27 protein-coding genes and 1 pseudogene are annotated in these 26,633 nt (G+C 51.8%); 20 read left to right on the top strand and 8 right to left on the bottom strand.

Annotated features, from left to right (window positions below; genetic code table 11):
• A pseudogene (locus tag EDM56_RS31545) lies at positions 1 to 599 on the top strand (hypothetical protein); the annotation flags it as partial.
• Positions 600 to 783: 184 nt separating this feature from the next.
• Complete coding sequence (locus EDM56_RS18485; RefSeq protein WP_122919403.1) at positions 784 to 2,043, top strand: MFS transporter; 1,260 nt, start codon at positions 784 to 786, stop codon at positions 2,041 to 2,043.
• Here the strand turns inward: EDM56_RS18485 and EDM56_RS18490 are convergent.
• The gene (locus EDM56_RS18490; RefSeq protein ID WP_122919404.1) at positions 2,008 to 2,805 is read right to left on the bottom strand and encodes an ABC transporter ATP-binding protein; all 798 of its coding nucleotides are present in this window, start codon (positions 2,803 to 2,805) and stop codon (positions 2,008 to 2,010) included. The two genes, EDM56_RS18485 and EDM56_RS18490, sit on opposite strands and share 36 nt — an antisense overlap.
• Before the next feature lie 379 nt (positions 2,806 to 3,184).
• Between EDM56_RS18490 and EDM56_RS18495 the strand changes: the two genes are divergently transcribed.
• From EDM56_RS18495 to EDM56_RS18535, 9 genes are all read left to right on the top strand, one after another.
• Positions 3,185 to 3,634: an RrF2 family transcriptional regulator gene (locus EDM56_RS18495; protein WP_122919405.1), complete on the top strand. Its 450-nt coding sequence runs from the start codon at positions 3,185 to 3,187 to the stop codon at positions 3,632 to 3,634.
• Positions 3,618 to 3,812: a YezD family protein gene (locus EDM56_RS18500; RefSeq protein ID WP_122919406.1), complete on the top strand. Its 195-nt coding sequence runs from the start codon at positions 3,618 to 3,620 to the stop codon at positions 3,810 to 3,812. The genes EDM56_RS18495 and EDM56_RS18500 overlap by 17 nt, the downstream gene beginning before the upstream one ends.
• A gap of 203 nt (positions 3,813 to 4,015) precedes the next feature.
• Complete coding sequence (locus EDM56_RS18505) at positions 4,016 to 5,041, top strand: sulfate ABC transporter substrate-binding protein (protein WP_122919478.1); 1,026 nt, start codon at positions 4,016 to 4,018, stop codon at positions 5,039 to 5,041.
• 21 nt (positions 5,042 to 5,062) lie between these two features.
• Positions 5,063 to 5,899: a sulfate ABC transporter permease subunit CysT gene (gene cysT, locus EDM56_RS18510; RefSeq protein WP_122919407.1), complete on the top strand. Its 837-nt coding sequence runs from the start codon at positions 5,063 to 5,065 to the stop codon at positions 5,897 to 5,899.
• 14 nt (positions 5,900 to 5,913) lie between these two features.
• On the top strand, positions 5,914 to 6,792 hold the full coding sequence (gene cysW / locus EDM56_RS18515; RefSeq protein ID WP_122919408.1) for a sulfate ABC transporter permease subunit CysW: 879 nt from the start codon (positions 5,914 to 5,916) through the stop codon (positions 6,790 to 6,792).
• The gene (locus EDM56_RS18520; protein WP_122919409.1) at positions 6,789 to 7,862 is read left to right on the top strand and encodes a sulfate/molybdate ABC transporter ATP-binding protein; all 1,074 of its coding nucleotides are present in this window, start codon (positions 6,789 to 6,791) and stop codon (positions 7,860 to 7,862) included. Before cysW ends, EDM56_RS18520 begins: the two co-directional genes overlap by 4 nt.
• A gap of 223 nt (positions 7,863 to 8,085) precedes the next feature.
• Complete coding sequence (locus EDM56_RS18525) at positions 8,086 to 8,688, top strand: TetR/AcrR family transcriptional regulator (RefSeq protein ID WP_183192512.1); 603 nt, start codon at positions 8,086 to 8,088, stop codon at positions 8,686 to 8,688.
• Between the two features lie 173 nt (positions 8,689 to 8,861).
• Complete coding sequence (locus EDM56_RS18530; RefSeq protein ID WP_183192513.1) at positions 8,862 to 11,543, top strand: ATP-binding protein; 2,682 nt, start codon at positions 8,862 to 8,864, stop codon at positions 11,541 to 11,543.
• Between the two features lie 49 nt (positions 11,544 to 11,592).
• The gene (locus EDM56_RS18535; RefSeq protein WP_246009444.1) at positions 11,593 to 13,644 is read left to right on the top strand and encodes a PAS domain S-box protein; all 2,052 of its coding nucleotides are present in this window, start codon (positions 11,593 to 11,595) and stop codon (positions 13,642 to 13,644) included.
• 30 nt (positions 13,645 to 13,674) lie between these two features.
• On the opposite strand, the gene EDM56_RS18540 is transcribed toward EDM56_RS18535, so the two are convergent.
• Entirely contained in the window at positions 13,675 to 14,703 is a 1,029-nt protein-coding gene (locus tag EDM56_RS18540) for a M23 family metallopeptidase (RefSeq protein WP_122919412.1), read from the bottom strand.
• Between the two features lie 138 nt (positions 14,704 to 14,841).
• Here EDM56_RS18540 and larC2 point away from each other — a divergent pair, with 138 nt between their 5' ends.
• Positions 14,842 to 15,819, top strand: a complete 978-nt coding sequence (larC2, locus tag EDM56_RS18545) for a nickel pincer cofactor biosynthesis protein LarC2 (protein WP_246009441.1) — start codon at positions 14,842 to 14,844, stop codon at positions 15,817 to 15,819.
• On the opposite strand, the gene larC is transcribed toward larC2, so the two are convergent.
• Positions 15,816 to 16,589: a nickel pincer cofactor biosynthesis protein LarC gene (gene larC / locus EDM56_RS18550; RefSeq protein ID WP_122919413.1), complete on the bottom strand. Its 774-nt coding sequence runs from the start codon at positions 16,587 to 16,589 to the stop codon at positions 15,816 to 15,818. The genes larC2 and larC overlap by 4 nt on opposite strands.
• 100 nt (positions 16,590 to 16,689) lie before the next feature.
• Between larC and EDM56_RS18555 the strand changes: the two genes are divergently transcribed.
• Positions 16,690 to 17,967: a DNA recombination protein RmuC gene (locus EDM56_RS18555; RefSeq protein ID WP_122919414.1), complete on the top strand. Its 1,278-nt coding sequence runs from the start codon at positions 16,690 to 16,692 to the stop codon at positions 17,965 to 17,967.
• 83 nt (positions 17,968 to 18,050) lie between these two features.
• Complete coding sequence (lipA, locus tag EDM56_RS18560) at positions 18,051 to 18,938, top strand: lipoyl synthase (protein WP_122919415.1); 888 nt, start codon at positions 18,051 to 18,053, stop codon at positions 18,936 to 18,938.
• 55 nt (positions 18,939 to 18,993) lie between these two features.
• Here the strand turns inward: lipA and EDM56_RS18565 are convergent, their stop codons facing one another.
• The gene (locus EDM56_RS18565) at positions 18,994 to 19,986 is read right to left on the bottom strand and encodes a YhcN/YlaJ family sporulation lipoprotein (protein WP_122919416.1); all 993 of its coding nucleotides are present in this window, start codon (positions 19,984 to 19,986) and stop codon (positions 18,994 to 18,996) included.
• Between the two features lie 122 nt (positions 19,987 to 20,108).
• Here EDM56_RS18565 and EDM56_RS18570 point away from each other — a divergent pair, with 122 nt between their 5' ends.
• On the top strand, positions 20,109 to 20,663 hold the full coding sequence (locus EDM56_RS18570; protein WP_246009442.1) for a YutD family protein: 555 nt from the start codon (positions 20,109 to 20,111) through the stop codon (positions 20,661 to 20,663).
• A 59-nt stretch (positions 20,664 to 20,722) separates the two neighbouring features.
• On the opposite strand, the gene EDM56_RS18575 is transcribed toward EDM56_RS18570, so the two are convergent.
• The 3 genes from EDM56_RS18575 to glpX form a co-directional block, all read right to left on the bottom strand.
• The gene (locus EDM56_RS18575; RefSeq protein WP_122919417.1) at positions 20,723 to 21,028 is read right to left on the bottom strand and encodes a hypothetical protein; all 306 of its coding nucleotides are present in this window, start codon (positions 21,026 to 21,028) and stop codon (positions 20,723 to 20,725) included.
• 108 nt (positions 21,029 to 21,136) lie between these two features.
• Entirely contained in the window at positions 21,137 to 21,406 is a 270-nt protein-coding gene (locus tag EDM56_RS18580) for a DUF3055 domain-containing protein (protein WP_122919418.1), read from the bottom strand.
• Between the two features lie 9 nt (positions 21,407 to 21,415).
• On the bottom strand, positions 21,416 to 22,390 hold the full coding sequence (gene glpX, locus EDM56_RS18585) for a class II fructose-bisphosphatase (protein ID WP_122919419.1): 975 nt from the start codon (positions 22,388 to 22,390) through the stop codon (positions 21,416 to 21,418).
• Positions 22,391 to 22,528: 138 nt separating this feature from the next.
• Here glpX and EDM56_RS18590 point away from each other — a divergent pair, with 138 nt between their 5' ends.
• The 4 genes from EDM56_RS18590 to EDM56_RS18605 all read left to right on the top strand — a co-directional run bounded on the left by EDM56_RS18590 (position 22,529) and on the right by EDM56_RS18605 (position 24,962).
• Positions 22,529 to 22,645: an amino acid ABC transporter permease gene (locus EDM56_RS18590; protein ID WP_122919420.1), complete on the top strand. Its 117-nt coding sequence runs from the start codon at positions 22,529 to 22,531 to the stop codon at positions 22,643 to 22,645.
• A 13-nt stretch (positions 22,646 to 22,658) separates the two neighbouring features.
• On the top strand, positions 22,659 to 23,093 hold the full coding sequence (locus tag EDM56_RS18595; protein WP_122919421.1) for a DUF86 domain-containing protein: 435 nt from the start codon (positions 22,659 to 22,661) through the stop codon (positions 23,091 to 23,093).
• Positions 23,094 to 23,466: 373 nt separating this feature from the next.
• On the top strand, positions 23,467 to 24,105 hold the full coding sequence (locus EDM56_RS18600; protein WP_122919422.1) for a helix-turn-helix transcriptional regulator: 639 nt from the start codon (positions 23,467 to 23,469) through the stop codon (positions 24,103 to 24,105).
• 68 nt (positions 24,106 to 24,173) lie between these two features.
• Positions 24,174 to 24,962 carry a TIGR01457 family HAD-type hydrolase gene (locus tag EDM56_RS18605; RefSeq protein ID WP_122919423.1) on the top strand — a complete coding sequence of 263 codons (789 nt, stop codon included), beginning with the start codon at positions 24,174 to 24,176 and terminating at the stop codon, positions 24,960 to 24,962.
• Here the strand turns inward: EDM56_RS18605 and EDM56_RS18610 are convergent.
• Positions 24,922 to 25,446: a phosphatidylglycerophosphatase A family protein gene (locus EDM56_RS18610; protein ID WP_122919424.1), complete on the bottom strand. Its 525-nt coding sequence runs from the start codon at positions 25,444 to 25,446 to the stop codon at positions 24,922 to 24,924. The genes EDM56_RS18605 and EDM56_RS18610 overlap by 41 nt on opposite strands.
• A 134-nt stretch (positions 25,447 to 25,580) precedes the next feature.
• Between EDM56_RS18610 and EDM56_RS18615 the strand changes: the two genes are divergently transcribed.
• Positions 25,581 to 26,630, top strand: coding sequence for a protein kinase family protein (locus EDM56_RS18615; RefSeq protein WP_122919425.1), 1,050 nt, complete (start codon positions 25,581 to 25,583; stop codon positions 26,628 to 26,630).
• Positions 26,631 to 26,633 lie beyond the last annotated feature (3 nt).

A 26,633-nucleotide genomic window follows, 5' to 3' on the forward strand; every position in this document is an offset into this window, starting at 1 on the left:
CGACAGGTCCAACGGGTCCAACAGGAGCAGCAGGTCTGGCAGGTGCAACGGGTCCAACCGGTCCAACGGGTGCTGATGGTCCGACGGGTCCGACGGGTCCAACGGGAGCAGCAGGTCTGGCAGGTGCGACAGGTCCGACGGGTCCAACGGGAGCAACCGGTCCGACAGGTCCAACAGGTCCAGCACCTACATTGGCTACTGCAGCAGCAGCTGGGGTCAATGTCCCTACACCTAGCACGGACTTAACGGTAGTTTCGATGCCAGCAGTTACGGTAGCTGCTGGGCAGCAAGTCAAGCTTGATGGCTTGGTTGATTTCTCACTTAATATTCTTGCTACAATTCTCACGGGAGCCACGTTCAATGTGACCGTGAACCTGGCACGAGGCGGTACAACGATTGCCTCGGTAACGGACAGTGCGCCAATCATCGCTGGTCTCTTGACTGGTGCAATTGTTTTTGACGACGTGGGCATTACCTTTGTGGATGCGCCAGGTGCAGGTTCGTTCACGTACTCTCTCACGGTAACAGTACCCGCTGCGTTAGCAGGCTTGGGCACGGTTACAGCAACATTTGCTAGTCTCAATGGATTGGTTGTGTAACAGCTAGCGATATGAAAGGAAAACGTCAGCTTTTTGGCTGGCGTTTTTCCTATTTTTATAGCAAGACGCTTAGGGTCACAAAACAATAGCCATCAAACATGTATTGGTGTTTGACAAAAAAGGGGGATTAAACAATAATCTAATTAGATATATTTCTAATTAATTTGAGTTGGGAGTGCTCGACATGAACGCTACTATCCCCCTTAATAGCAGAAGCATATGGCACCGGCAATTTCTCCTCTTGTTCTCTTCCACCATCTTGAAAGTGACAGCGGACCAGTTTGCCGCCATCGCTTTTATCTGGCTGCTGCTGGAAAGCGGAGGGGATGCCACCAGCACCACGCTTCTGTATATGTCAAATCTTTTGCCGATCCTATTTTTTGGCGTGCTGGCAAGCCCATTTCTGGCAAAAGGGAAAGTGACCCATTGGATGTTCTCATCCGATTCGATCCGAGCACTGCTGATTTTAGTCGTGCCACTGGCCCATTTGATGGGCCAGCCACCACTATGGCTGTTCTTCGTGTCGGCGTTTCTGCAATCAGCCTGCGGAGCAATCTATAACCCGGCCTCGGTTTCCCTCCTGCCGCGAATCGTCTCATCCGATCAGGTGCAAAAGGGGAATGCGCTGCTCCAGTCGGCCAATCAAATGGTTCGTCTGCTCGGATTGGCCGGGGCAGGAATGATGGTGAGCCTGCTTTCTGCTGCAACTACCTTGGTCATCACCGCAGCATTGCTTTGCCTATCCGCCTTTTTGCTTCTGTTTATTCACATCCCGGCGGAACGTTCAGAAGATGCGCTCGCGCAAACAAACAAAAAAACCGAGCAGGCGAGCAAGGGCCTGTCCGGTTATTTGGGAAATTTGCAAGAAGGCTTTCGCGCACTTAGGCAGCATCGGGCAATTCATGCAATGGCGTGGTTTTTCGCATTTGAAAATATCGGGATAGCTCCGCTTTTCACACTGCTTGCGGTCTATGTCCAAAGCGAGCTGCACGGTGAGGCGGCGTTGTTCGCCACACTGCAGGGCAGTCAGGCGTTTGGGGCCTTGCTAGTTGGTTTCATGCTAGCCAAGGTGAACATCAAGCGTCAGGGGGCATTATTCATCGGTGCAGCTGTCGTTGAAAGCATCGCCGTCATCGGATTGGGCGCGTCCCCGTGGATATGGTCACTCGTTTTGTGCAGCATTGTGTTCGGTATGACGATGACGGCGATCAATGTACCGGAGATGGTCATCATCCAAACGACGGTGCCAAAGGATCAGCAAGCGGCGGTATTCGCAGCGGTGACCACTATCAGCGTCTTGTTTTTGCCCATTGCCAGCTTGTTGATCGGACCGCTAGCCGCACGGTTTGGAGCGGGCACGCTGATTGCGGCAGGGGGCGTGTTTGCGCTCTTATGCTGCGCTAGCGTACTAGTGAATCGTAATCTGATCAAACTCAAGCTGTAGCCAAGGGCGGTTGTTGCGCCATTCCACTGTAACGCTGGTTCCGAAAAACTGGGAGAGCTGTTCCGATGTGAGCAGCTCTGTCGTTCGGCCGGCGCCGAACACCTCGCCATTCCGCAACAGCAGGGCATGCTTGATCGTCGGTAAAATTTCTTCAATATGATGCGTTACAAAAAGTAGGGTTGGCGCATCGGGCTGCTTGGTTATTTCCTCGACCGTAGCGAGCAATTGCTCCCGCGCGAAAATATCAAGGCCATTGCATGGTTCATCGAGAATCAGAAGCTTCGGTTTGGAAATCAGGGCGCGGGCGATTAGCAGCCGCTGGCGCTCACCCTCCGAGCAATGCTGGTAAGGCCGGTTTGCCAAATAGGTGCATTTCAGCGATTCCAACAGCTTCCGCGCCTCGTCCAGATCATCTTCCGTCGGTTTGTTATGCACGCCGATCGTGCCAAGGCGCCCGCTCACCACGATTTCCAGCCCCGTATCGCTGCCATACAGCTTTTGCTGCAGGCTGGAGCTGACCCAGCCAATCGATTTCCGCAGCTCGCGCAAATCAACCGTGCCGAATCGCTGACCAAGCACGCTGATCTCACCGCGCGTCGGCCACAGATAGCCGTTAATCATGTTAAGCAGCGTCGTTTTGCCCGAACCGTTCAGCCCGACGAGCGCCCAATGCTCGCCGGGTTTTACCTCCCAGTTCACGTCATTGAGGATCACGGTGCCTCCTTCGCGCACCCATGTCACATTTTTCATTGAGATTGTCATACTAGTTCTCACCTATCTCTCTCATTTTCGTAGTCGCAACATTCAGTTTTAGGTTTGTGACTTATTGTAGTAGTTTACTTGGTGAAATGCCAGTGCCCAATTTTCTTGATTGGGAACTAGACAAATGTCAGGAGAAATACATGCAGCATACAGTATAGGGAAATTGCCCACCCTCGGTGTGGGCAGCAAAAAATGCTTGACTGGAAAAGGAAAGATGAATGCGAATTATCTAAAAACACAGTTGACTAATCGGAATAATTGGCATTATAGTTATGGAATAGAATCCATCATCTGTTACTAGATCCGTCCACAAGCATTGTGCATTGCCGATTAAATCTTGACTATCAATGTCAAGGTTCTCAGGATTGGAGGGAGCCACTTGAAGGTATCAAGCAGAGGAGAGTATGCGTTGCGGGCCCTTCTCTCATTGGCGCAACAGAACGGTGCGGTGCTGCCGATTTCTGCTATTGCGGAAAAAACGCTGGTGCCATTCAGCTATCTTGAACAAATCATGCTGCAGCTGAAAAATTTAGGGTATGTAAAAAGCAGGCGTGGTGTAAAAGGCGGCTATGCACTGAGACAATCGCCCTCCGAGATCAACATCGGGGATGTGATCAGGCGTTTGGAAGGCCCGCTGGCTCCCATGAACTGCGCCAGCGTCACTGCTTACGAACAGTGTCCCCTCGAAGCCGAATGTATGCTGAAACCGCTCTGGACATTGGTGCGAGACACGGTTTCATTCGTTCTGGACCAGACGACTCTCGACGATCTGGTGAAGCGAAACTTGAAGGGCATAGAGGGAGTGAAGGAGCTTGTCAAAGAAACCTGAAGATCAAAACCAAGAATTAGTCGTCCGAATATTGCGAGCATTGGAAGGGCTGGAGTTCGGTTCCGTGCAGATCGTCGTGCACGATTCGCAGGTCATTCAGATTGACCGGACGGAAAAACATCGCTTTCCATTGGAAAAAGCGCAAACGAAAACCGGCAACACGACAAGAATTTCCTAGAAAAATGAAAAACACAGCCGATCGGACCACCGAAGGCTCCCACTGACTTGACCAACTCTTTTTGGGCAGGTTGCGGGAGCTTTTTCTTTTTCTGGTTGTTCCTTTGTTTCAGAGAAAAAAAGGAGGGTTTATTTGTGAATCGTTTTACTACATGGGGAAAGAAAATCGGTGCTTTTGCAGTAACAGGTGGTCTGGTCATCAGTATGGTTGGGTGCGGAGCTGGAAGTAGTACGGAGCCTGCAAAAGAAGGCAGCACAGGCGCAAGCAATGCGAGCGCGTCGGCTCCGGCAGAAAAGCCAGCCGTTGAGCTGTTGAACGTTTCCTACGACCCGACACGGGAGCTGTATCAGGATATCAATGAGAAATTTTCTGCCGAATGGAAGGCAAAAACAGGGCAGACTGTGACGATCAAACAATCCCACGGCGGCTCCGGCAAGCAATCGCGATCGGTTATCGATGGCCTGGAAGCTGACGTAGTGACGCTTGCGCTCGCTTACGATATCGATGCCATCGCGGATAAAGGCTTTCTGTCTGCCGATTGGCAATCAAAATTGAAAGAAAACAGTGCACCTTATACATCCACAATCGTCTTTTTGGTGCGTAAAGGCAACCCGAAAGGCATTAAAGACTGGGACGATCTGATCAAACCAGGCGTGTCCGTTATTACGCCGAACCCGAAAACATCCGGGGGCGCGCGGTGGAACTATCTTGCGGCATGGGGATACGCCTTGAAGAAAAACAACGGCGATGAAGCGAAAGCGAAAGAATTTGTCACGAAGCTGTTTAAGAATGTGCCGGTGCTTGATTCCGGCGCGCGCGGGGCAACGACGACATTCGTGGAGCGGGGCATCGGCGACGTGCTGATCGCATGGGAAAACGAAGCATTCCTTGCCGTCAATGAGCTGGGCAAGGATAAGCTCGATATCGTCGTGCCATCGATCAGTATCCTGGCAGAGCCACCTGTCGCCATCGTAGACAAAAACGTGGATAAACACGGTACAGGCGAAGTGGCAAAAGCGTATCTCGATTTCCTCTATTCCGAAGAAGGCCAAGAGATCGAAGCCAAAAACTTTTACCGCCCACGCTTGAAATCGGTAGCGGACAAATACGCGTCCCAATTCCCGAAAATCGAATTGTTTACCATCGATGAGCTGTTTGGGGGCTGGAAAAAAGCACAAGCCACCCATTTCGCCGATAACGGCGTTTTCGATCAAATTTATAAGCCATAGCACGCCAGGAGATGAATCAACATGAATGGTAGGGTAGTGCGGCGCAGCGTCCTGCCGGGTTTTGGCCTGACGCTGGGGTATACGTTGATTTACGTAAGTCTCTTAGTTTTAATCCCGCTTTTTTTCCTGTTTGGCAAAGCGGCGACAATCGGCTGGTCCGGCTTTGTCGCCACGATTTTCAGCGAACGCGTCCTCGCCGCCTATTGGCTGAGTTTTTCTGCCGCGTTCGTTGCCGCTCTGGTCAATTGCGTCTTCGGGTTTATTGTGGCATGGGTGCTGACCCGCTATGAGTTTCCGTTGAAAAAGCTGGTTGATGGCCTGATTGATCTGCCGTTTGCACTGCCGACCGCGGTGGCGGGGATCGCGTTGACGACAATTTATTCGCAAAATGGCTGGATCGGCCAATATGCAGAGGCGCTAGGAATCAAAATCGCTTTCACGCCGCTGGGCATCGTGTTCGCTCTGATTTTCATCGGGCTGCCGTTTGTGGTGAGGACCGTTCAACCGGTCCTCCTGGAAGCAGACCGGCAAATGGAAGAGGCAGCGCACACACTTGGAGCCAGCCGCTGGGTTACATTTCGACGCGTCATTTTTCCCAATGTGCTGCCTGCGCTTATGACCGGATTCACGCTCGCCTTTGCAAGGGCGATCGGGGAGTACGGCTCGGTTGTGTTCATCTCCGGCAACATGCCGATGAAAACAGAGATCGCGCCGCTCCTCATCATGACCAAGCTGGAGCAATTCGATTATGCCGGAGCGACGGCGATTGCGGCGGTTATGCTGGTGATTTCGTTTGTCATGCTGCTTGTCATCAATGTGCTGCAATGGAAAAGCGGAAAACGACATTTGGTGGGATAGGGGGGAGCTGACGCATGAGTGAACAAATCGCAACGAATGCTGTACCGAGAGCTGCCGCCATCCCGCGCAGCGAGGCGGGAGGCTCTCTTGTCAAGTGGGGGCTGATCGCGGTCGCGCTGCTGTTTCTCGCCTTTTTCCTGATCGTGCCGCTGATCCTTGTTTTCGGGGAGGCGTTTAAAAAAGGCTGGGAGATTTACGTGCAGTCGATTGTCGAAGCAGATGTGATCAGCGCGATCAAGCTGACGCTGCTCACGGCGGGGCTTACGGTTCCGCTTAACGTCGTGTTCGGTGTCGCAGCCGCGTGGGCCATCACCAAATTCGAGTTCAGGGGAAAAAACCTGCTGATTACGCTGATTGATCTGCCCTATGCCGTTTCGCCGGTTATCTCCGGCTTGATCTTCGTCCTTTTGTTCGGGGCTCAGGGCGTTTTCGGGCCTTGGCTTGCCGAACATGACTTGAAAATCATCTTCGCCGTTCCCGGAATCGTCTTGGCTACCACGTTCGTCACCTTTCCGTTCGTTGCGCGCGAGCTCATCGCAGTGATGCAGACGCAAGGTAGCGAGGAGGAGGAAGCGGCGCTGTCGCTTGGTGCCAGCGGCTGGCAAACCTTTTTTCGGGTGACGCTGCCCAATATCAAGTGGGGTTTGCTCTACGGCATCATCCTGTGCAATGCGCGGGCGATGGGTGAATTCGGAGCGGTGTCGGTCGTGTCCGGGCATATTCGCGGGCAGACTAACACGCTTCCGCTGCAGGTAGAGATTTTGTACAACGAATACAACTTTGCCGCTGCGTTTGCGGCAGCCTCTCTCTTGACCATCTTGGCTTTGGTGACACTTGTCATCAAAAACATCGTGGAATGGAAGAACAAGCAATCAGGGAGGATTTATCCATGAGTATCGAGATAAGGCAGGTTTCCATGAACTACGGGGCATTCGCTGCCTTGCAGGATGTCAGCTTGCAGATCCAAAAAGGGGAGCTGATCGCGCTCTTGGGTCCGTCCGGCTCGGGCAAAACCTCCCTGCTGCGCTCCATCGCCGGCTTGGAGGCTGTTGGGCAGGGGCAGATTTTGTTCGATGACACAGATGTGACCGAAAAAAGCACAGGGGAGCGCAATGTCGGATTTGTGTTCCAGCACTACGCCCTGTTCAAGCATATGAATATCTTTGACAATATCGCGTTCGGCCTGAAGGTGCGACCGCGCAAAAGCCGCCCGAACAAGGCGGAGATCCGCGAGCGCGTGGAGCATTTGCTCAAGCTGGTCCAACTGGAAGGACTCGGCGACAGATATCCGGCACAGCTGTCCGGGGGACAGAGGCAGCGGATCGCACTGGCGCGAGCGCTCGCGATCGAACCGTCCGTGCTGCTGTTGGATGAACCGTTTGGCGCGCTCGACGCCAAGGTGCGCCTGGATTTGCGCCGCTGGCTGCGGCAGCTGCAAAAAAGCTTGTCGATCACCAGCGTGTTTGTCACGCACGATCAGGAGGAAGCGATGGAGCTGGCTGATCGGGTCGTGGTCATGAACAAGGGGCGGATCGAGCAGGTCGGCACGCCGCAGGAAATTTACCATCAGCCTGCCAACGAATTCGTGTACCGCTTTTTGGGCAGGGTGAATCAGGTACAGACCGAACCGTTCGCTGCCGACGCGCCGATCGGATATATTCGTCCGCATGAGGTAAAGCTGGCGAAGCACGCTGTTGATCAAAAAAGCATTCCGTCTATCATTACGCATATCCATGCAATCGGGCCGATCGTGCGTCTTGAGCTGGCCCGGCCCGACAAAGAGGAGCTGCTGGAAGCAGAGCTCAGCATCGAGAGGTTTCACCAATTGGACCTCAAGCTTGGGGAGACGGTCTACGCCCAGTTAAGCGACGTGATTGTATTCGGTGAAAAGGAACCGAAGCAGCGCTATGTCAATGCTGCTCCAGCCGTGTACGGCGCCCGCTCGGTACATGCGGATGCCTGAATGAAGAGCACTCCTTGAACGAAAGGGGTGCTCTTTTTTACACAACCGCGGCTCCGCCAAAGAGCATGGCGTAGCCAGGTTTTCTAACTGAAAAATCATGTTCATTCAGCTCCGGTTAATCCAATATTTTCACTTTTTTCCTGAAAAACAAGAATTGCTATTGAGGTAAAAGTGTGATCTAGACTACAATAGTTGAAAAACAAATCACACCGGAGTGAACATTTTGAAGAAAAATAAATTTCAACTAAAAAGGGAAGCGACCTATGCCAACCTGATTCAGGCAGGCATTGAGGTACTTTGCGAGAGAGGCTATTCTGCCTCTTCGATTGATGACGTGGTCAGTCGTGCGGGGTACACAAAGGGGGCTTTTTACGTCCACTTTGAAAGCAAAGAGCAATTCTTTTTGCATTTGATGGATCAACGCACAGAAAGCCGGGGATCGATGATGGCGGCGGTTTCCAAGGCGCGGGGAGAGTCCATGACGCTGCATGAAGCTGTGTCGTCCGTCGTCAAGGCGTCGGTTGCGTTTGTGACGCAGTCACCGGAATGGATTTTGGTATATATGGACTTTTTCATCCAGTCCAAACAGAGCGAGCTGATCCAGGCGAAATACATCGAGCTCTACGAGAATTGGATCGCTGAGATCAAACAATTGCTAGAGAAGCTGAAGGAGAACGGGCAGGTGTCTGAAGAAATTGACATAGAGTCGAAATCAAGAATGTTGAATGCGTTCTGGGACGGCTGTATCATGCACCATGTCTTTTATAAGGAAGAGCTGGACGAGCAAAAGATCACCGACGCGTTTGTGAAGCTGCTGCGTGAATAACGATGTGCAGCGGACTGGTTTTTGGTTGCTCCTAATGGCGGATTAGAATCGCGAAAATTCTAATCCGCCATTCTTGCAAATTCGACGCGGAAAAAGGTTTTTCGCAATGTTTGTAGAATGTACCTGTATCGTTTTCAGGTGAGGATGATCCTTGGCGGGAGAGGGAAATGCGGATGAAAATCAAAACCAAACTTTACTTAGGATTTGGTTCAATCCTAATTATGCTTGTACTCGGTCTGGGCATTATCCAAAACATCCTGATCGATATGAAAAATGTGATGAGCCATGTCGTGATCGATCGTTATGAGAAGGTAAAGATGGTGACGGCGCTTGGCAACGAAATCCAGTCGATGAGTAATCATCTGAATAATCTGTATATAGCACCGAAAAACAAGCGCGATATCGAAGTGGAAGACTTTGAAAGTGCAAGCATCAATGCGGCGACCATCTTGGCGACACTGGAAAAGCGGATTGTGCTTGAGGAACTGAAACAGCTTCTATACAAGAATACGATCTTGTTTGAATCGTACAATCGGGTCGCGGAGGAAGCCATTCAGGCGATCAATTCGGACAATACGTTCTTGGCCACGCAGCTTCAGACCATGCAAGTCATTCCGAAGCGCACCATCCTGATGCAAGGGATTAAAGATTTCCAAGACGGTTTGGAAGACAGCATGGATGAGACGATCGATGGCAATATCAAGGCGTTCAGTTCGACGATCGAACTGTTGACAGCCCTTGTCGTCGTGACCGCATTGGTCGGCACGATCATTACGATTTGGATATTGCGGAGCATCACGAGCAGCATGAATAAGGTCACCAGCGTGATCACAAAAGGAAATTATGGCGTGCAAGGGTCGTTTCCGCGGATTGAAGTGACCTCAAACGATGAAATCGGCAAGATCGCGAGCGCCTTCAACCAGATCGCCGCATCGATGGAGGATCACGCTAAGCAGGAAAAGGAATACAAGGAAGTGCTGCAGGAACAGAACTGGCTGAAAACCAAGATCGCCGAGTTCAGCTCGATGTACCAAGGCGTCCATGATTTGCAAGCATTGGCACACCTGTTTATCACCAAAATTACACCGCTGGTCGGCGCCGGCTTCGGGGTGTTCTACTTGAAGAAGGGAAGCGGGGAGGAGCAGCGTTTCGTCAGGCTGGCTACATACGCTGCGATGGAGTTCAAGGCCGATCGGCAAGAATTCCGTCTTGGTGAAGGATTGGTCGGGCAATCCGCCCTGGAGAAACGCATGATCCAAATAAACCAGCTCCCAAGCGATTATATCCAGATTACGTCAGGGCTGGGCAAAGGCTTGCCGAACTTCCTCATGGTTGTTCCTGTGCTGTTTGAGGGGGAGGTCATGGCTGTTGTGGAGCTGGCAACCTTCCAAAGCTTCGACTCGCTTCACCTGAAGCTGCTGGATCAAGTGCTGGGCAATCTAGGAATCACCATCAACAGCGTCGATGTGTACATGAAAATCGAAAAACTACTGAACGATTCGCAGCGTTTGACCGAACAGCTGCAGACGCGGTCCGAGGAGCTCCAGGGGCAAAAGGAGGAACTGAAAAGCACCAACGAGCAGCTCGCCCTGCAATTTGAGCATTCCGAACAGAAATCTAGGGAACTGGAGAAAGTGAAGTTTGCGCTGGAGGAAAAAGCCCAGCAAGTACTGATCAGCTCGCAGTACAAATCGGAATTTTTGGCCAACATGTCGCATGAGCTGCGTACACCGCTGAACAGTATGCTAATTTTGGCGCACATTTTGTCAGAAAACAAAGAGAATAATCTCTCACCTTCCCAAGTTGAGTATGCCAATACGATTTATTCCTCAGGAAATGACTTGCTCCGTCTAATCAATGAGGTGCTGGATTTGTCGAAAGTTGAGTCGGGCAAAATGGAGCTGTTTTCGAGCGAAGTGTTTCTGGCGGATGTGCAGACGTTTTTGGAACGGCAATTCGTCCCGGTGGCGAATCAAAAAGGCATCGGGTTTGCGATCACACTCGATGAAAAGCTTGCTGACACGATCTATACCGATGAACAGCGGCTGCAGCAAATTTTGCGGAACCTGCTCTCCAACGCTTTCAAGTTCACAGAAAAAGGTAGCGTCCACATGGCGTTTTACCAAATCGGTGAAGAGCTTGAGAAGCCGATGCTTGCGATTGAGGTCCGGGATACAGGGATCGGAATCGCCAAAGAGAAGCAGGCGCTCATCTTTGAAGCGTTTCGTCAAGCGGATGGCACGACAAGCCGCAAATATGGCGGAACCGGTCTTGGTCTCAGCATCAGCAGGGAAATCGCCCATCTATTGGGCGGCTACCTCCACGTGGAGAGTGAGGAAGGGGTTGGCAGCACGTTTACGCTCGTGCTTCCGCTCGTTACGGACAAGCTCGCTTCCTCTACCCCATTGGTAGCGCATGCTGAGGTTGCCAGCAGTTATTTGCCTATTGCGCCTGAGCCGCTCGGCACCAGATTGCCGATGCTTGAAAACAAGCAGGTTCTGATCGTCGACGATGATGTGCGCAATGTGTTCGCACTTGCGACCGCGTTGGAAGGATGCCAGATGAAAGTCCTCTTTGCGGAGAATGGGCGAGAAGGGATAGAACGGCTGCGGCAGTCACCTGACGTCGATCTCGTCCTGATGGATATCATGATGCCTGAAATGGATGGGGTGCAGGCGATTCGTGCAATTCGATCCGAAGCGGCATATCGCGATTTGCCGATCATCGCGCTTACAGCGAAAGCGAGTGAGGACGACAGAGCGATGTGTCTGACAGCCGGAGCCTCCGCGTTTATCAGCAAACCAGTCAAGGTGAATGAACTGTTGGCCTTGATTGCAGAATGGCTTCCTACTTGAGAACAACCTTTGATGATAGGACGAAAAGAGGGGTTTATTCGTGAGTGCCATGTTACCCACTGAGCAGAATCCGTCACCGCGCAAAAAAATTGTCGCACGTTTGAGGCGAATGGGCCAAGTGCCGTTCGCCAAAGCCGGTCTTCCCGCAGAGGAGGAGGACATCCAGCGTGTTCTTCGCGCCGAACAAGAGACGCCGAAAACCAACATTCTTCTGGTGGATGACCGACCGGAAAATCTGTTGGCGCTTGAAGCGATTTTGCGCTCGTCGGATTACCGGCTGGTCAGCGTGAACTCCGGGGAAGAGGCCTTGCGCTGGGTCCTCAAAGAGGAGTTTTCGCTGATTCTTCTGGATGTGCAGATGCCTGGCATCAATGGTTTTGAAACGGCGAAGCTGATCAAAGCGCGGCAAAAGTCTAAGCATATTCCGATCCTTTTCATCACCGCGATCAGCCAGGCGACGGAGCATGTCCTGCATGGGTACACAGTGGGGGCGATCGACTACATATTCAAGCCGTTTCATCCCGAAGCATTGAAGCGAAAAATTGAAGGGTTCGTGAAGCTCAACCAGCGAACCATTCAGCTGGAACAGGCGAACCAAAAACTAGAGCGCCTCACAGCAGAGTTGAAAAAAACCGAGGCACTGGCCCGTATTATCGGGGAAACCTCCGTTGATACGATCATCACCATGAGCCAGAACGGTTTCATCGTGACAGCCAATCCGGCAGTGGAGAGCATGTTCGGCTTCTCGCCAGCGGAGGTAATCGGCCGTCATGTTCGGCATTTTCTCGACGAAGCGGATACGTTTACACGCTGTAGGATGGGGATTGGTGATTTTTTCGGACTGAATCAGCATGACAAAGGAATCGGGAAAATCTTTGAGGCGCGCTTTAAACGCAAGGATGGGTCTACGTTTCCCGGCGACATCCAGGTCGGACAGGCGAATCTGGCAGACATGCAGCTGTTCGTATGCTCGATCCGGGACATTACAGAGAGGAAGCGGCTGGAAGAAGAGCGGAAGGAGCAATACAATCGGCTGGAACGGCTCGTCGAGGAGCGTACGGTGGATTTGCGGCGGTCGCAGGAAAGGTTTCGCAAAATGTTCGCGTCCAGCCCCAGCATGATTGCGATTCGCTCGCTTCATGACCACCGGTATTTGACAGTGAATGAAAGCTGGCTGAAAACGACGGGATATGATAGTCAGGATGTGATCGACAATACAGTCGACTTGCTGCAGATGTATTTCAAAGCGGAGGAAGGCGAACAAATCGCACGGATGCCGGAACTGGATGAATCGGCCCGAAACGCCAAAATATGCTATTACACCAAATCAGGCGATTTGCGTGAGGGACTTCTTTCCTGCGAGATGTTCGACAACGACGGGGAACGCTGCATTATGAGCGTGGTCACCGACATTACCGAGCAAATTCATCTTGAAAAAGAAATGGCCCGGCTCGATCGCCTCCACCTCATCGGCGAAATGGCGGCGGGGATCGCCCACGAAATCCGCAATCCGATGACGACCGTGCGAGGATTTTTGCAAATGTCCAAAAGCATGCCGGACGCTCCGATGCACCAATATGTAGATTTGATGGTGTCAGAGCTCGATCGGGCAAATGAAATTATCACCGAATTTCTTACACTTGCCAAAAATCGGACGACCAACCGGTACTCACAAAATTTGAATGTCATCATCGATGCGTTGTATCCGCTCATTCAGGCAGAAGCATTGCTATCTGACAAGCATGTTCTTCTGGAGCTGCATCATTGCCCGAATATTTTGCTCGATGAAAAAGAAATACGCCAGCTCGTGTTGAATCTGGCGCTGAACGGCTTGGAAGCGATGGAGCAGGGCGGCAATTTGACCATCCGGACTTATCCGAAGGATGACGAGGTTATTCTGGAGATTTCGGATGAAGGAACAGGAATCACCGACGAGATTCTGGACAAGATTGGCACGCCGTTCTTCACTACAAAATCCCAAGGCACTGGACTGGGAATGGCCGTGTGCTACAGTGTTGCGGCACGGCATCACGCATCCATCCATATCAAGACAAGCGAGCAGGGGACGACCTTTTTCGTCCATTTTCAGTCACTGCCTTAGAGCGATCAAGAGCTTTCGATCGCTCTTTTTTTACTGTGTCTTTTTTACACTTCTAACCTTCTGCCGCTCCCACCTTTTCAAATACGGATAAGGGTCAAACGCCCATTCTTCATTTCCCATGTCCCGATACATCCCATAATGCAGATGTGGGGGAAACTTGCCCGATGTACCGGGCTTTCCGTATCCGGAGCTGCCGACATAGCCGAGGACTTGTCCGGGTTCGACGATTTCTCCTGGCTTCAGGCCTTTTCGGAAAGAAGACAGGTGTGCCAAATAATGGTACACGTTATCCATGTCACGCATGCCAATGCGCCAGCCGCCATAGCGGTTCCAGCCGACCACCTCGACAACGCCGTAGCCCGTGCTTAACACAGGGGTCCCATAATCCGCGAAAATGTCGGTGCCTTCATGGATGCGGCGTCCGCCCCAACCGCGTGCATCGCCCCATGTATTGTTATAGCTGCAATCGTAGCGCGCAGGGATCGGGAATGCATGCTGGTGCAGGTCAAGCCTGCCAAATTTTTCGTAGATACGGGCAAACTGATCAATCGTTCTCACCGCGAGATCTTTCTTGTAATAATTCCACAAGCCAATGCGGAAGTCTTCACGAGAGAATCCGTAGGCAGCCAAATATTTGGTAAGCGTTGTCAGCACATCGAGATCATTGGACTGATCCGCTCTTTGATCGCCTGAGCCGTCTTTACCGATGCCTTCAAAAAAGGTGATCGAGGCTTCATCATAATCGTCATCTTCCGGATTGAAAAAACCGGACCACTTCTCTGGCGGTATCGTAATCGATGTGACGCGATCGGTACTAGGCTGGGGCGCTGCTTTTTTTGCCCCTTTTTTCTTGCGGATCATGGTGCGTTCATATTGATCGATCGCCGCGACATAATACCAAGGAATCGCATACAATTGCTCCATTTGCACATATAGATCCATTCGTGCCTTGTCCAAGGCAGCCTGGTCTTTTTTTTCTGCGAATGACGGGGCTGAAAAGGCCATAAGCGAAACGAATAGAATGCATGTGCTTACAATAAGACGGCAGAAGATCCTCATCTATTTCCCTCCAGCCAATAGTCTCCCCATCTAGTTTCAACAGGTCGGCGATAAATATGCTCGCAGCATTTTCCATTCCTGTTTGACAGTGATCAAACAACGTGTGCTATGATGCCAAAAAGGAAGGGGAGAAGGCGCGTGAAGCTTTATCTAAAAAGCGATCGACCGCTAAGGCTCGTCTCGCTGGCAAGATTATGCCGAGAGTTGGCGGCAGGCATCGTGCCATTGACGACACCGGTTCCGGCTTGGACGGATGAGCAGCGAGAAGCATGGATTGAACAGATCGTGCAAGTGGCGGCTCCATATGCTGAGCAGGTGCCCGATGATTTGTGGCAAGAAGAGATAAACGCCTTGCGGGAGCTTGCTCATGGGCCATTTGTTACGATGGAGTGGATGGTTGCTCCGCTGATCGTGCCAAGGAAGGTTCCCGTTTCTCAGTATGCACTTATGACAGGGTTTGCAATTCATGAGGATATGTCTACCGAAGAATGGCTTTCACCGCTTGCGCTTCTTTACCTGAAAACGGTCGGCGCATCAAGCATTACGCTCCAGACCATGAAGATAGAGCATGCAGCGGTGAATGAAGGAGCAGCAATCCTTTTGGTTGACTGCGTCGAGCAGATGCTTGGCCACAAACGCGAGGTGAGGCAGCATGGCGAGGAGCATATTGATGAAGGGATGCTGCTGCTGCAAGCCAATCTGGATGATTGCACACCCGAATGGTTGGCTTATTGCATGGAACGACTGTTTGCATCAGGCGCCAACGATGTGTCCATGTTTCCGTTGACCATGAAAAAAGGCAGGCAGGGCAGCATGCTACAAATCCTTTGTTACCAAAGCCAACTTGATGCGCTGAAGACGATTTTGTTCGAGGAGACGACGACGTTTGGAATCCGTTATTTTCCGGTAGCGGTTCACCGTTTGGGAAGGCGGATGGTAACAGTGAAAACCCGCTTTGGTGAGGTAGAGGTCAAACTCGGATACCATCACGGCAAGCGGGTGCAAATTTCACCGGAGTATGAGGCGTGCGCAAAGCGGGCGCGTGAGGCGAGCGTACCACTCGGAAAAGTGTATCGTGAAGCAATTCGGCTCGTGGAAACACTCGGGGATGATTAAAGCGTCCCGATCATGACACGTAGTACGTTTGGCTGGTCGGGAAGATTGCGCGTGCCAGCGCCATAACCGATGGACTCGACCGTCATGCTGGGCAACGGGCCGAACTGCGTGACCAATGCGGCAGCGATCCCCGCTCCGGTCGGTGTCGTCAGCTCTTTTTCAATCGTGCTAGCACGTAGCGGAATGCCCTTGAGAATCTCCATTGTAGCTGGCGCGGGAACAGGATAAAGGCCGTGATCGCAGCGTACATAGCCGTTCCCGGTTGGGACAGGCCCACAATATAGCTGTTCGATGCCGAGGTCTTCAAGTGCGATAGCGACGCCGACGATGTCCACGATGGAGTCTAATGCGCCGACTTCATGAAAGTGAACGGTGTCGACCGGAATGTTGTGAATTTTGGCTTCCGCTTTGCCGATTTGTTCAAAGACGGCGAGCGCTCTTTGTGTCACGCGCCGTGATAGTCCAGCTGCTTCGATCAGCGCGACGATTTCCATATAGCGGCGATGCTCATGGGGATGGCTGTGCAGCACGCGAAAAGGGTTGACTTTTGCTTGTTCGGCTTGCTGCTGGAGATGCAGGTCGATCACATTGAGCTTGAGTGCGTGGACGCCTGTCTTCATGACGGATTGCCATTCCATCCAAAAATCGCCCAGCGACAGCTTTCGCAGCTCGGATTCGATCGTTTCTCGGTTTGCTCCCGCATCGACAAGCGCGGCAAGTGTCATATCGCCGCTTAAGCCGGAAAAACAGTCTAAATAAGCTGTTTTCATGGGTGAATGTCTTCCTTTCCACCAAATAATCGGAGTTGAGATTGCCCATAAGTGTAACATTGGCCAAATGGCTTGTCATGTAGTAAAGGAGGGATTTGCCATGCAAAATCTGTTGTTGTCCATTTCGCTTGTAGTAAACGCAATCATTTTGGTTTTACTGGTCATGCTGTTATTGCGAAAAGGGAACCAAAAGCCACAGGAACAGCTGAAGCAGCATTTGTACGCATTGGAAAAAGCGCAGGAAAAGGTAGAGCGCAGCCTGAAGGAGGAAGCGATCCACAACCGGCAGGAAGGAAATGCTGCGGCTAAGCAAATGCGCGAGGAGCTGACGCATTCACTGGGCACGTTCCACAAGACGATGTCGTCGCAGCTGCATGAGCTTACACTGATGAACGAACGGAAGCTGGAGCAAGTCCGGCAGACGTTGGAAGAAAAGCTTGTACAGCTGCAGGAAGATAACGGCCGCCGCTTGGAGCAAATGAGACAAACGGTCGATGAGAAGCTGCACGCGACGCTGGAGCAGCGCTTGGGCGATTCGTTCAAGATGATCAGCGAGCGGTTGGAACAGGTGCACCGCGGATTGGGGGAAATGCAGTCGATCGCGGCAGGCGTGGGCGACTTGAAGAGGGTTCTCTCCAATGTAAAAACAAGGGGGACGCTAGGTGAAATCGCGCTGGAATCGCTCCTGGAACAAATCATGACCGTCGAGCAGTATGAAAAAAACGTCGCGGTGAAAAGCGGCCGCAGCGAACGAGTTGAATTCGCCATCAAGCTTCCTGCGGGCGATAGCCCTGACAGTCATGTGTGGCTGCCGATCGATTCCAAGTTTCCGCTGGAGGACTACCAACGGCTGCTCGATGCCCAGGAATCAGGGGATGTTCAGCTTGCGGCGGAAGCTGCCAAAGCGTTGGAGACGCGGGTTAAGCTCGAGGCCCGGACGATCCGCGACAAGTACATCGAGCCTCCGCACACTACGGAGTTCGCCCTCTTGTTTTTGCCGATCGAAGGTCTTTATGCGGAAGTCCTGCGCCGCCCGGGCTTATGGGATGCGCTTCAGCGTGAGCACCGCGTCATTGTAACCGGTCCTTCCACGCTCTCCGCATTGCTGAACAGTCTGCAGATGGGCTTTCGCACGCTAGCGATCCAAAAGCGGTCGAGCGAGGTGTGGAAACTGCTGGGAGCAGCCAAGACGGAATTCGGCAAGTTTGGCGACGTGCTGGAGAAAACGCAGAAGAAGCTCCAAGAGGCAACGAATGCAATCGATAGCGCGAAGGTGCGTACGCGCGCGATTGAACGAAACTTGCGAAATGTGGAAGAATTACCGACAGCAGAAGCCAACCGGATGTTTCCTGAGCTGGAAACGGTTCCACTCGATTAACCTTTTGCACCTCGTTGCTATTGCTCCTTGGAAAAGGACTACACTATAATAGGAGGAAATCAGAGTAATAGGAGTGGGGCCAAATGATTCAAAGGAAACCGGACTGGCTCAAGATAAACCTTGTCTCGGGCGAGGAGCTGGCAAACTTTAAGGAATTAAAGCAGATGATGCGCGGCAAAACACTGCACACTGTCTGTGAAGAGGCCAAGTGCCCCAATATCCATGAATGCTGGGCCAATCGGACTGCAACTTTCATGATTTTAGGAGATATTTGTACACGAGCCTGTCGTTTTTGCGCGGTGAAGACAGGCCTGCCGACTGAATTAGATTTGGCTGAGCCGGAACGCGTCGCAGAAGCTTCCGAGCAAATGGGCTTGAAGCATGTCGTGGTGACATCCGTAGCCCGCGACGATTTGGCTGATGGCGGCTCGCAAATTTTTGCCGAAACGATCAAAGCGATTCGCCGTCGCCTGCCGCTTGCGACCGTCGAGGTGCTCATCCCGGATTTCATGGGCAACTGGGACTCGTTGAAAACGGTTATGGATGCCAAGCCGGACGTGTTGAACCACAACATTGAAGCGGTGCGCCGCCTATCGGACCGCGTACGTGCACGTGCGAAATACGATCGGACACTAGAGCTGCTGCGCCAATCCAAATTGATGCAGCCGACGATCCCGACCAAATCGAGCTTGATGATAGGTGTCGGCGAAACGATCGAAGAAATACTGGAGACGATGGACGATTTGCGTGCGGTAGACGTGAACATCATGACGATCGGACAGTATTTGCAGCCGACCAAGAAGCATATTGCAGTGGAAAAATATTATCATCCTGATGAATTCGCTATGTTGAAGGAAGAAGGCATGAAGCGGGGCTTCAGTCACGTAGAGGCAGGACCGCTGGTGCGCAGCTCGTATCATGCACATGAGCAAGCGAATGCAGCTAAAGAAGCGATTGCACAAGGATCATAAAGGTAAGGAAAAATCCCCTGGCTTGTCACCAAGTACAGGGGATTTTTAAAACATGTTATTTCATTCCTGTCGTGTGATGCATATCGGAACGTGTACCCATCCGATTGCTCTCTTCACGGTCGGTCATGCCGCCGAAACGTTTGATCAAGGCATTGATTTGCGAATCGTTTTGCGGCAAGGTCGAATTGGCGTGGGTTGTCGTGCTGGCGACGCGCGTCAGCTCGGCAATCATACCAGGGTCGTCCGTCACATAAACCTTGTAGTAGCGCGGAGCGATGGACATGGCGTTCATGCGAGCTTTGTTTTTGCTGTCGTGCGCATTTTTGTGGTCCGTGGTGCAGCCGACAAAAATCTCTTCATCCGTTACCAGAACAGTGCTGCTACGGATGCCCGGAACACTGTTGGTGACGTCAGCGACGGCTTTGGCAAGCGCATTGCGATCCACATAGACACGGCTGTGTGCAGTCGAATAGGTACGTGCATGAACGGCATCAATCTTCGCATAGCCCATGGATGGCATGTTATTTTGCGCCGTGTTCATGCGTGTCGACTGGTACATGGATTGGCCAGTTACAGTGGCGTAGCGCGTATGGAGGCCGGCATTATTCGTGGTGCCGTACGCGCTGTAAGTGCCTGCGCCGCGATAGCCTGTTCCGCCGTAACCGGTATAACCCGTCAAGCCGCCTGTGTTGTAGCCATTGTTATACGTGTTGCCAGTGCCGCCATAGGGGTTAAAACCCGTTCCGGTAGTCCCGGTACCGCCATAGCCGGTCGTGCCGGTTGTACCTGTGGTACCCGTGGTTCCTGCACCAGTACCGTAACCGGTAGTTCCTACGGTGCCATAGCCGTTGTAGCCGGTCCCGTAGTAGTTGGTGGTTCCATCATGCATGGTGCCGTAGGTACCGATACGGTGAGCAGCATTGGTCCCATACTGCTGGACCTTTGTCCCAGCTGGTTGATTGGTATTGGGAGCAGCTGTTCTGTTACCGCAAGCTGTCGTAAGCAAAGCCACCCCTGCTAATGCACCGTAAAGCCATGTCTTTTTCATTGGAACACCTCCTGGATATAATGTGCCCGGATGCACAGAGTTGTTTTCGAGGGAAAAACATGTGTACATTCTAAAAATGTGTTAATATGGTATCGATGTTCTCGCAAAAGGAGGAAGCTGGGTTGATTCGCACACAAGCTGGTATCTATGAACTAATCGAAGAAAACCGAAACGGTTGGAATCCGGAAGCCTTTAAGGAACGGTACAGCGATGTGTTGGACAAGTACGATTTTATTGTGGGCGACTGGGGCTATGGCCAGCTTCGGATGCGCGGCTTTTATGAGAACACAAACCGGAAAGTCCCCTTTGAGCAAAAGATCGCTACGCTGGATGAATACTTGCAAGAATTTTGTAATTTTGGCTGTCCTTATTTCGTGCTGAGACGCACCAAGGCGATCTCGCGTGGGGAAGGCACAGAGCAGCTGACGCAAGCTGAATTGGAAGCGCTTGACATTAGCGAAATCGTTGTGCAGCGTACCGAAACGCCTCCGCGTTTTTCGCGCGGCCAGCAAGAGGGGAAACAGGAGCAGAAGCAGCGTCCATTCCGCCAAAAAGAACAGCGTTTCAATGAGCGGTCCAATCGTGACCAGAAACGACCATTTCCACCGCGGCAACACCGGGAAAAAGTGACCCAAGGTGAAAAGCGTGGTTCCGACCATAAACCGACCAATCCGTGATGCAACACAAAAAAGCCTCTTTCCGGTTCGTTCCGAGAAAGAGGCTTTTTTCTAACTTCTCAAAAATGATTGCTGCTGTTCGTTTCGTACTCCGCAGCCCCCATCGACTGATAGCCATAATACGGATATGGGTATGGATATGGCGGATAGGGGGAATAGGGATAATACGGATAGTAGCTTGGTGGATAATATGGATAGTACGGATAATACGGGTAGTAATGATGATGGTGTCTGAACCTCGATGATTCATGATGATCGTGCCATCTCGCAGGTTCAGGAACGAATGGAGCAGCAGCCTGCATGTCAGCATACGGTTGGTGCATGTCAGCATGCGATTGTGACTCGAATTTATATTCCTCTTGCATGGGTACTCATCGACGCTCCCTCTACTAAGCTGATTTCTCGATGTAGTATACGGGGCATCAGCCCAGTGAGCGAGTTGTCCTGCCGAAAATGGGCGCAAAAAAAAGGAACTAAATCACGGTTGTCAGGAAAGAATGCAGATCTTCCGCTTCCTCATCGTTCAGATTGAACGCATGGGCGAGATAGCCTTCTTCGTCCAGGTCGTCGTGGCCGATAATCGCGCTACGGCCATTTTGGATGTTGATGACAACCTTTTTGCCATAAAAGCGGCTGGTTGTCAGGATAATCAGGTCAAAGCGGACCGTATCACCGGTGAAGCTCACGAACCGAGTGTTGACAGTTTCCGTTTCATCGTACAGGTAAAAACGCTCATAACTCATGCAAGGCACCTACTTCCACGTTAAATTAGGTTTATTTTCAAGATTATGCAAGGCGCGAATGAAACGAACGGTTTTTGTCTTGGCTCTCATGACCAGCGAGTGGGTCTCGACCGTATCGTCACCCAGATAGCGGACGCCTTGTAAAAGTTCGCCGTCCGATACGCCGGTTGCGGCAAAAATTGCATCATCGCCGCGGACAAGGTCGTCCAAGGTGAAAACCTGGTCAGGATCGGCGATGCCCATGCGGACACAACGCTCACGTTCTGCTTCATTTTGCGGTTTGAGCTGGGCAAGCATCTCGCCACCGAGACACTTGATTGCCGCGGCGCTGATTACGCCCTCCGGGGCACCACCGATGCCAATGAACAGATCGATTCCCGTGCTTGGCAAACAGGCTGCGATCGCAGCGCCCACATCGCCGTCGCCGAACAGCTTGACCCGTGCGCCCTTTTCACGAACGGCATCGATGATATGCTGGTGCCGATCGCGCTCCTGGATGATCACCGTTACGTCTTGGATGCGCTTGTTGTTGGCCTTGGCCACCTTGTCGATCAGCGTCTCGATGGAATCGTCGAGCGAGACGGTCCCTTTTGCACGCGGGCCGACTACCAGCTTCATCATGTACATATCTGGGGCGTGCAGCAATGTTCCCCGGTCGCCGAGCGCGACGACTGACATGGCATTTCCGTGCCCTTTTGCAACAATGGTCGTTCCTTCAAGCGGATCAACCGCTACATCCACTTCAGGAGATTCGATCGCCTGATTGCCCACTGGTTCTCCAATATAGAGCATCGGTGCCTCGTCCAGCTCACCTTCGCCGATCACGACAGTCCCGCGCATCGCGATTGTATCGAACATCGCACGCATCGCGCTGGTTGCCGCACCGTCCGCCTCGTTTTTCTTGCCGCGGCCAAGCCACTCCGCCGAAGCAAGCGCCGCCATTTCTGTTACTCTGACTACTTCTAGCGCCAGTTCCCTGTCCATGTCGTCCTCCTCTTGCCGGTTATTCTATCGTTGTTCAAGGTTCGTACACATTTTAACACATGACAGGTTAATCGCCAGTATATATCGTGACAGAAACGATAATTCTGGTATACTGGGTGAAGAAAAGGGGGAAAAGCCATGACGGGTGGCAATTCTTATTTGCAAGAAGGCGAGTTGGTTTTGCTCGCATTGATCCTTACGTTCGTGGGCACGCTATGGTACGCCAAACGCGCGTCTAAGAAGAAAAAACAATAGGCGGGGATTCATCTTGTACGACGTCAATACTACAAAAATCGAACAAGTTTTAACCCATATGAAAAAAATGCTGGAAATTTTGCATGAGCTCGTGGCGGAAGGTGAACAAAGCATCGCGAATAGCCGGGTTTCAACCGTGGCGATGGAGCGCGCTTTGCACCTGTCCATTGAAGCGATCGCTGATGTAGGCAATGCGTTGATCGACGGCTTCATCATGCGCGATCCAGGCAGCTACACCGATATCGTTGAAATTTTGCGAGATGAGCGCGTCATCGACGATCAAGATGCGAAGACGTTGACGGAGACGGTTTTGTTCCGCAAGCATCTCGTGAATGAATATACCCAAGTTCCGGTTTCGCAAATGGTCCGACTTGTGGAGGAGTCATTGCCTGCATTAGAGGCATTCGCCCCCAAGGTACAGGCTTATTTGAAACAGGAGCTCTTTTAGTCTGGTCAAAAATGAAAAGCGCTTAAAGTGCGCAGACAATAGAGTGCAATCTTTTTATTAGCAGTGAAGGGATTTGCGGAAAAAAGAAGAACGGCGCCTTAACGATACCAGTTCGGTGGAGCGGAAAATGGAACATTCTTCGCACCACACACAACCGAGAAAAGACACCCGTCGCGCAGCGTAAGGCCTTGAGGCCGTCCCCTTGTGGGTAACGTCATACGTCGTGGGACTTTTTTCCGGAAATCCTTGAACCACTGTTAGGAACATTAAACAATACGGCAGGTGGCCCGTCTAAGGCCATTTTTTATACTAAAATGTTTACTAAAGAGAGAAAATCGGATACAATGGTAAGAAAGAGGGGCGGTGAATAACGATGACGAGCGACAACAATTCGACCCGTGACCAAATCCTGAACATGTTGAAAACAAAGGGACCACTGCCTGTAAGTGACATGGCGGTTGCATTGGGCATTACGGAAATGGCGGTACGACGCCATCTTAATACATTGGAACGGGATAATTTGATCAAGTCATCCCTCGTCCGCCAAGCGATGGGCAGACCGACGAACGTATACTCTTTGTCCCAGGAAGCGGATGAGCTGTTTCCGCGCAACTACTCCACGCTGACGCTTGATTTCCTGCAAGATTTGCGGGAAATGGACGGAATGGGCAAAGTTGAAAGTTTGTTCAAACGCAGGGAAGACCGGCTTGAAGAAACCTACCGGACGCAGATGTCCTCGAGTGACAAGCTGCGGGATCGCGTAGAAACATTGGCTGAATTGCAAAATCAAAAGGGCTATATGGTCGAATGGGACCAAGACCCGACGACTGGCAACTTTTTCATCAAAGAGTTCAATTGCCCGATCGCGCAGGTGGCTCGCGAATTCACGCAGGCGTGCAACTGTGAGCTGTCGCTGTTTCGCCGCGTGCTGAAAGCGGAAGTGGATCAAACCTCTTGCATGGCAAAAGGTGGAGACCACTGTGTTTTCCGCATTCACGCAGCTGAACAATAACTTTTACACAATCCACTCGATCGGGTGGATTTTTTATATATTTTTGCAACGGAAACAGGAGGGCATCGATGAAACGGTACAAAGGGTTTTTGCTTGATTTGGACGGGACCATCTATCGAGGGAATGAACCGATACCAGAGGCTGTGGTCTTTATGGAACAGCTCAGGAAGCGGAATATTCCGTACCTTTTTCTCACGAATAATTCTTCCACCTCGCCTGAAAATGTAGCCCGCCGACTTGAAGGGATGGGCATTCCTACAAAGGGCGAGGAGGTGTATACGACAAGCATGGCGGCAGCGACGTACTTACGCGACCAACTGCCGCAGGGAGCCCACATATATGTGATCGGTGAGCAAGGCTTGGTGCATGAGTTGGAGGAGGTAGGCTATCATTTGACTGCAGAGCAGCCGGATGCTGTCGTGGTGGGAATTGACCGCAGCTTCACCTATGAAAAATTGGCGATCGCCGCCAAAGCGATTCGGCAGGGCGCGCGTTTTCTTGCAACTAACAATGATGCCGCACTGCCCACCGAACATGGACTTACTCCGGGCAACGGCTCCCTGGTTGCGGCTGTTGCCGTCGCTTCCGGAGCAGAGCCAGTCGTCGTCGGAAAGCCGGAGCCGCTGATTGTTGATTATGCCTTGCGCAAGCTCGGGTTGGACAAAAGCGATACGCTCCTGATCGGCGACAATCTGCATACCGACATTTTAGCGGGACGCAACAGCGGCGTCGACAGCCTGCTCGTTTACACCGGCTACTCCAAAGAAGCGGATATCGAGCGTTTCCGCATTCAGCCTACGTATGAGGCTGACAGCCTTACGCAGTGGTGGGAGGCGTATTCTCCGTTTCTTGATTAACGCGATGGGCGATGCGGCTTGAGGCCGCCGCCGCAATCGCCCCAACCAAATCATCGAGGCACGTATGGACACCGTATTTTTTGTCGTTCAATTTTTCCAAAATGCCGTATTTGATCTTATCTACATAGCCGTAATTGGTAAAGCCGATGCTTCCATACAGGTTGACGACGGCGAGCGACAGTACCTCGTCGACCCCGTACAACGGTTCATCCGCATCGAGCATTTCTTGTAGCGGGGAGAGCAGCTGCCCTTTTTCAGCAAGCATATCCAGCTGGATACCTGTCAGCAGCGCGTTTTGCACCTCACGTTTTTTGAGCACGGCATGAACGCTTTCCATGCACATCTCCATCTGCAGGTCCGGCACGTACTGTTTCTGCAAAAAAAACACAATATCGGCGATATCCTCAATCCGCACTCCCCGTTCTTGTAAAAGGGAGAGAGCTTTTTCATAGACCTGTTGACTGCTCACTTGACTGAATTTCATTCCGAATGCCTCGCTTTTTCCAAAAGGTAATGATAGGTTTGCCCCGATCGCCTAATTCTATCCGTGAAAAATAGGCACCTATCCCGGCTGGCAGTCATATTGTGCTATAGGCAAGTTTGCAGGAGGGATCGAATATGGAGGAGATTGCAGCGAAGCTGCAGGAAAAATACGGCCTGCGCGTCTTCGGTGGCCAGGAAGTGGGCAGCAGGTACGAAATGGATACAGACAGCGGCACATACTATCTGTTTTCCTGCCCGGCTGCCTATCGCAGCAAGGCCAAATTCGTCGGAAGCGTGGAGCAGCATCTCGCCAAGGCACCCAGGATTCATTTGCTTCCATCGGCGACAACCTATCAAAATGAAGGATATTTTCTGCATGATGATAAATTGTATTATGTGAAGCAAGGCGTTCGTTCCGGCTCGCTGGCGAATGAGGCGTATGTGATCGGAGAGTCGCTCGCCCGCTTTCATCAAGCGACAGCCAGCTTTACGGGCGAAAAGTCGTTTCGCACATTCAGCTCGTTGGGCAATTGGCCGGAACTGTGGCGGCAAAAGCTCAAGCAATTCGATGAGCACCGCGACCACTTGGATGATCAAGAGGAAGTAACACCGTTCGATGAATATTTGCTGACCACCTACACCTATGTCAGTCAGCTTGGCGATGCAGCCGTCCAGTATTTAGAGGATACCGGCTACACGAAGAAAGCCAAGGCACCCGGCAAATACGGCAAGGTCGCTTTTCAAAATTTTGACGAAAGCTTCGTCTTCTTCGCAGAATCAGGCGAGCAGCTGGTCGCCGGCGAATGGAGCTGGATTCTCGATATTCGTAGCCGCGATATCGCCCAGTGGATTAAGAGCGATATTCGCCGCAGCGGATGGGATGAGCAAAAAGTTCTCGCATTTCTCACCGGTTATACCGATGTCGAGCCGCTTGCAGAAGAGGAATTCGCTTGGGTGTATGCGCTGCTGATGTATCCAGGCCGCTTTCTCAAGCAGGTCGAGATGGTTAGGCAGTCGGCGGAAGAAGAGGAAGAAGAGTTGGAGGACATGGGAGATTGGGAGGCCAAGCTTGACGGAGAGCTGTTGGCAATGGAGCCTGTGCTGCAGCATTTTCCGCGCCTGGTCAGCAATCGCTATGGCGCTACGATTCCAGCGCTTGAGTGGTCGCTGTGGAACAACTCCTGATCC

It is taken from the genome of Brevibacillus fluminis, from assembly GCF_003710825.1.
GTDB lineage: Bacteria > Bacillota > Bacilli > Brevibacillales > Brevibacillaceae > Brevibacillus_D > Brevibacillus_D fluminis.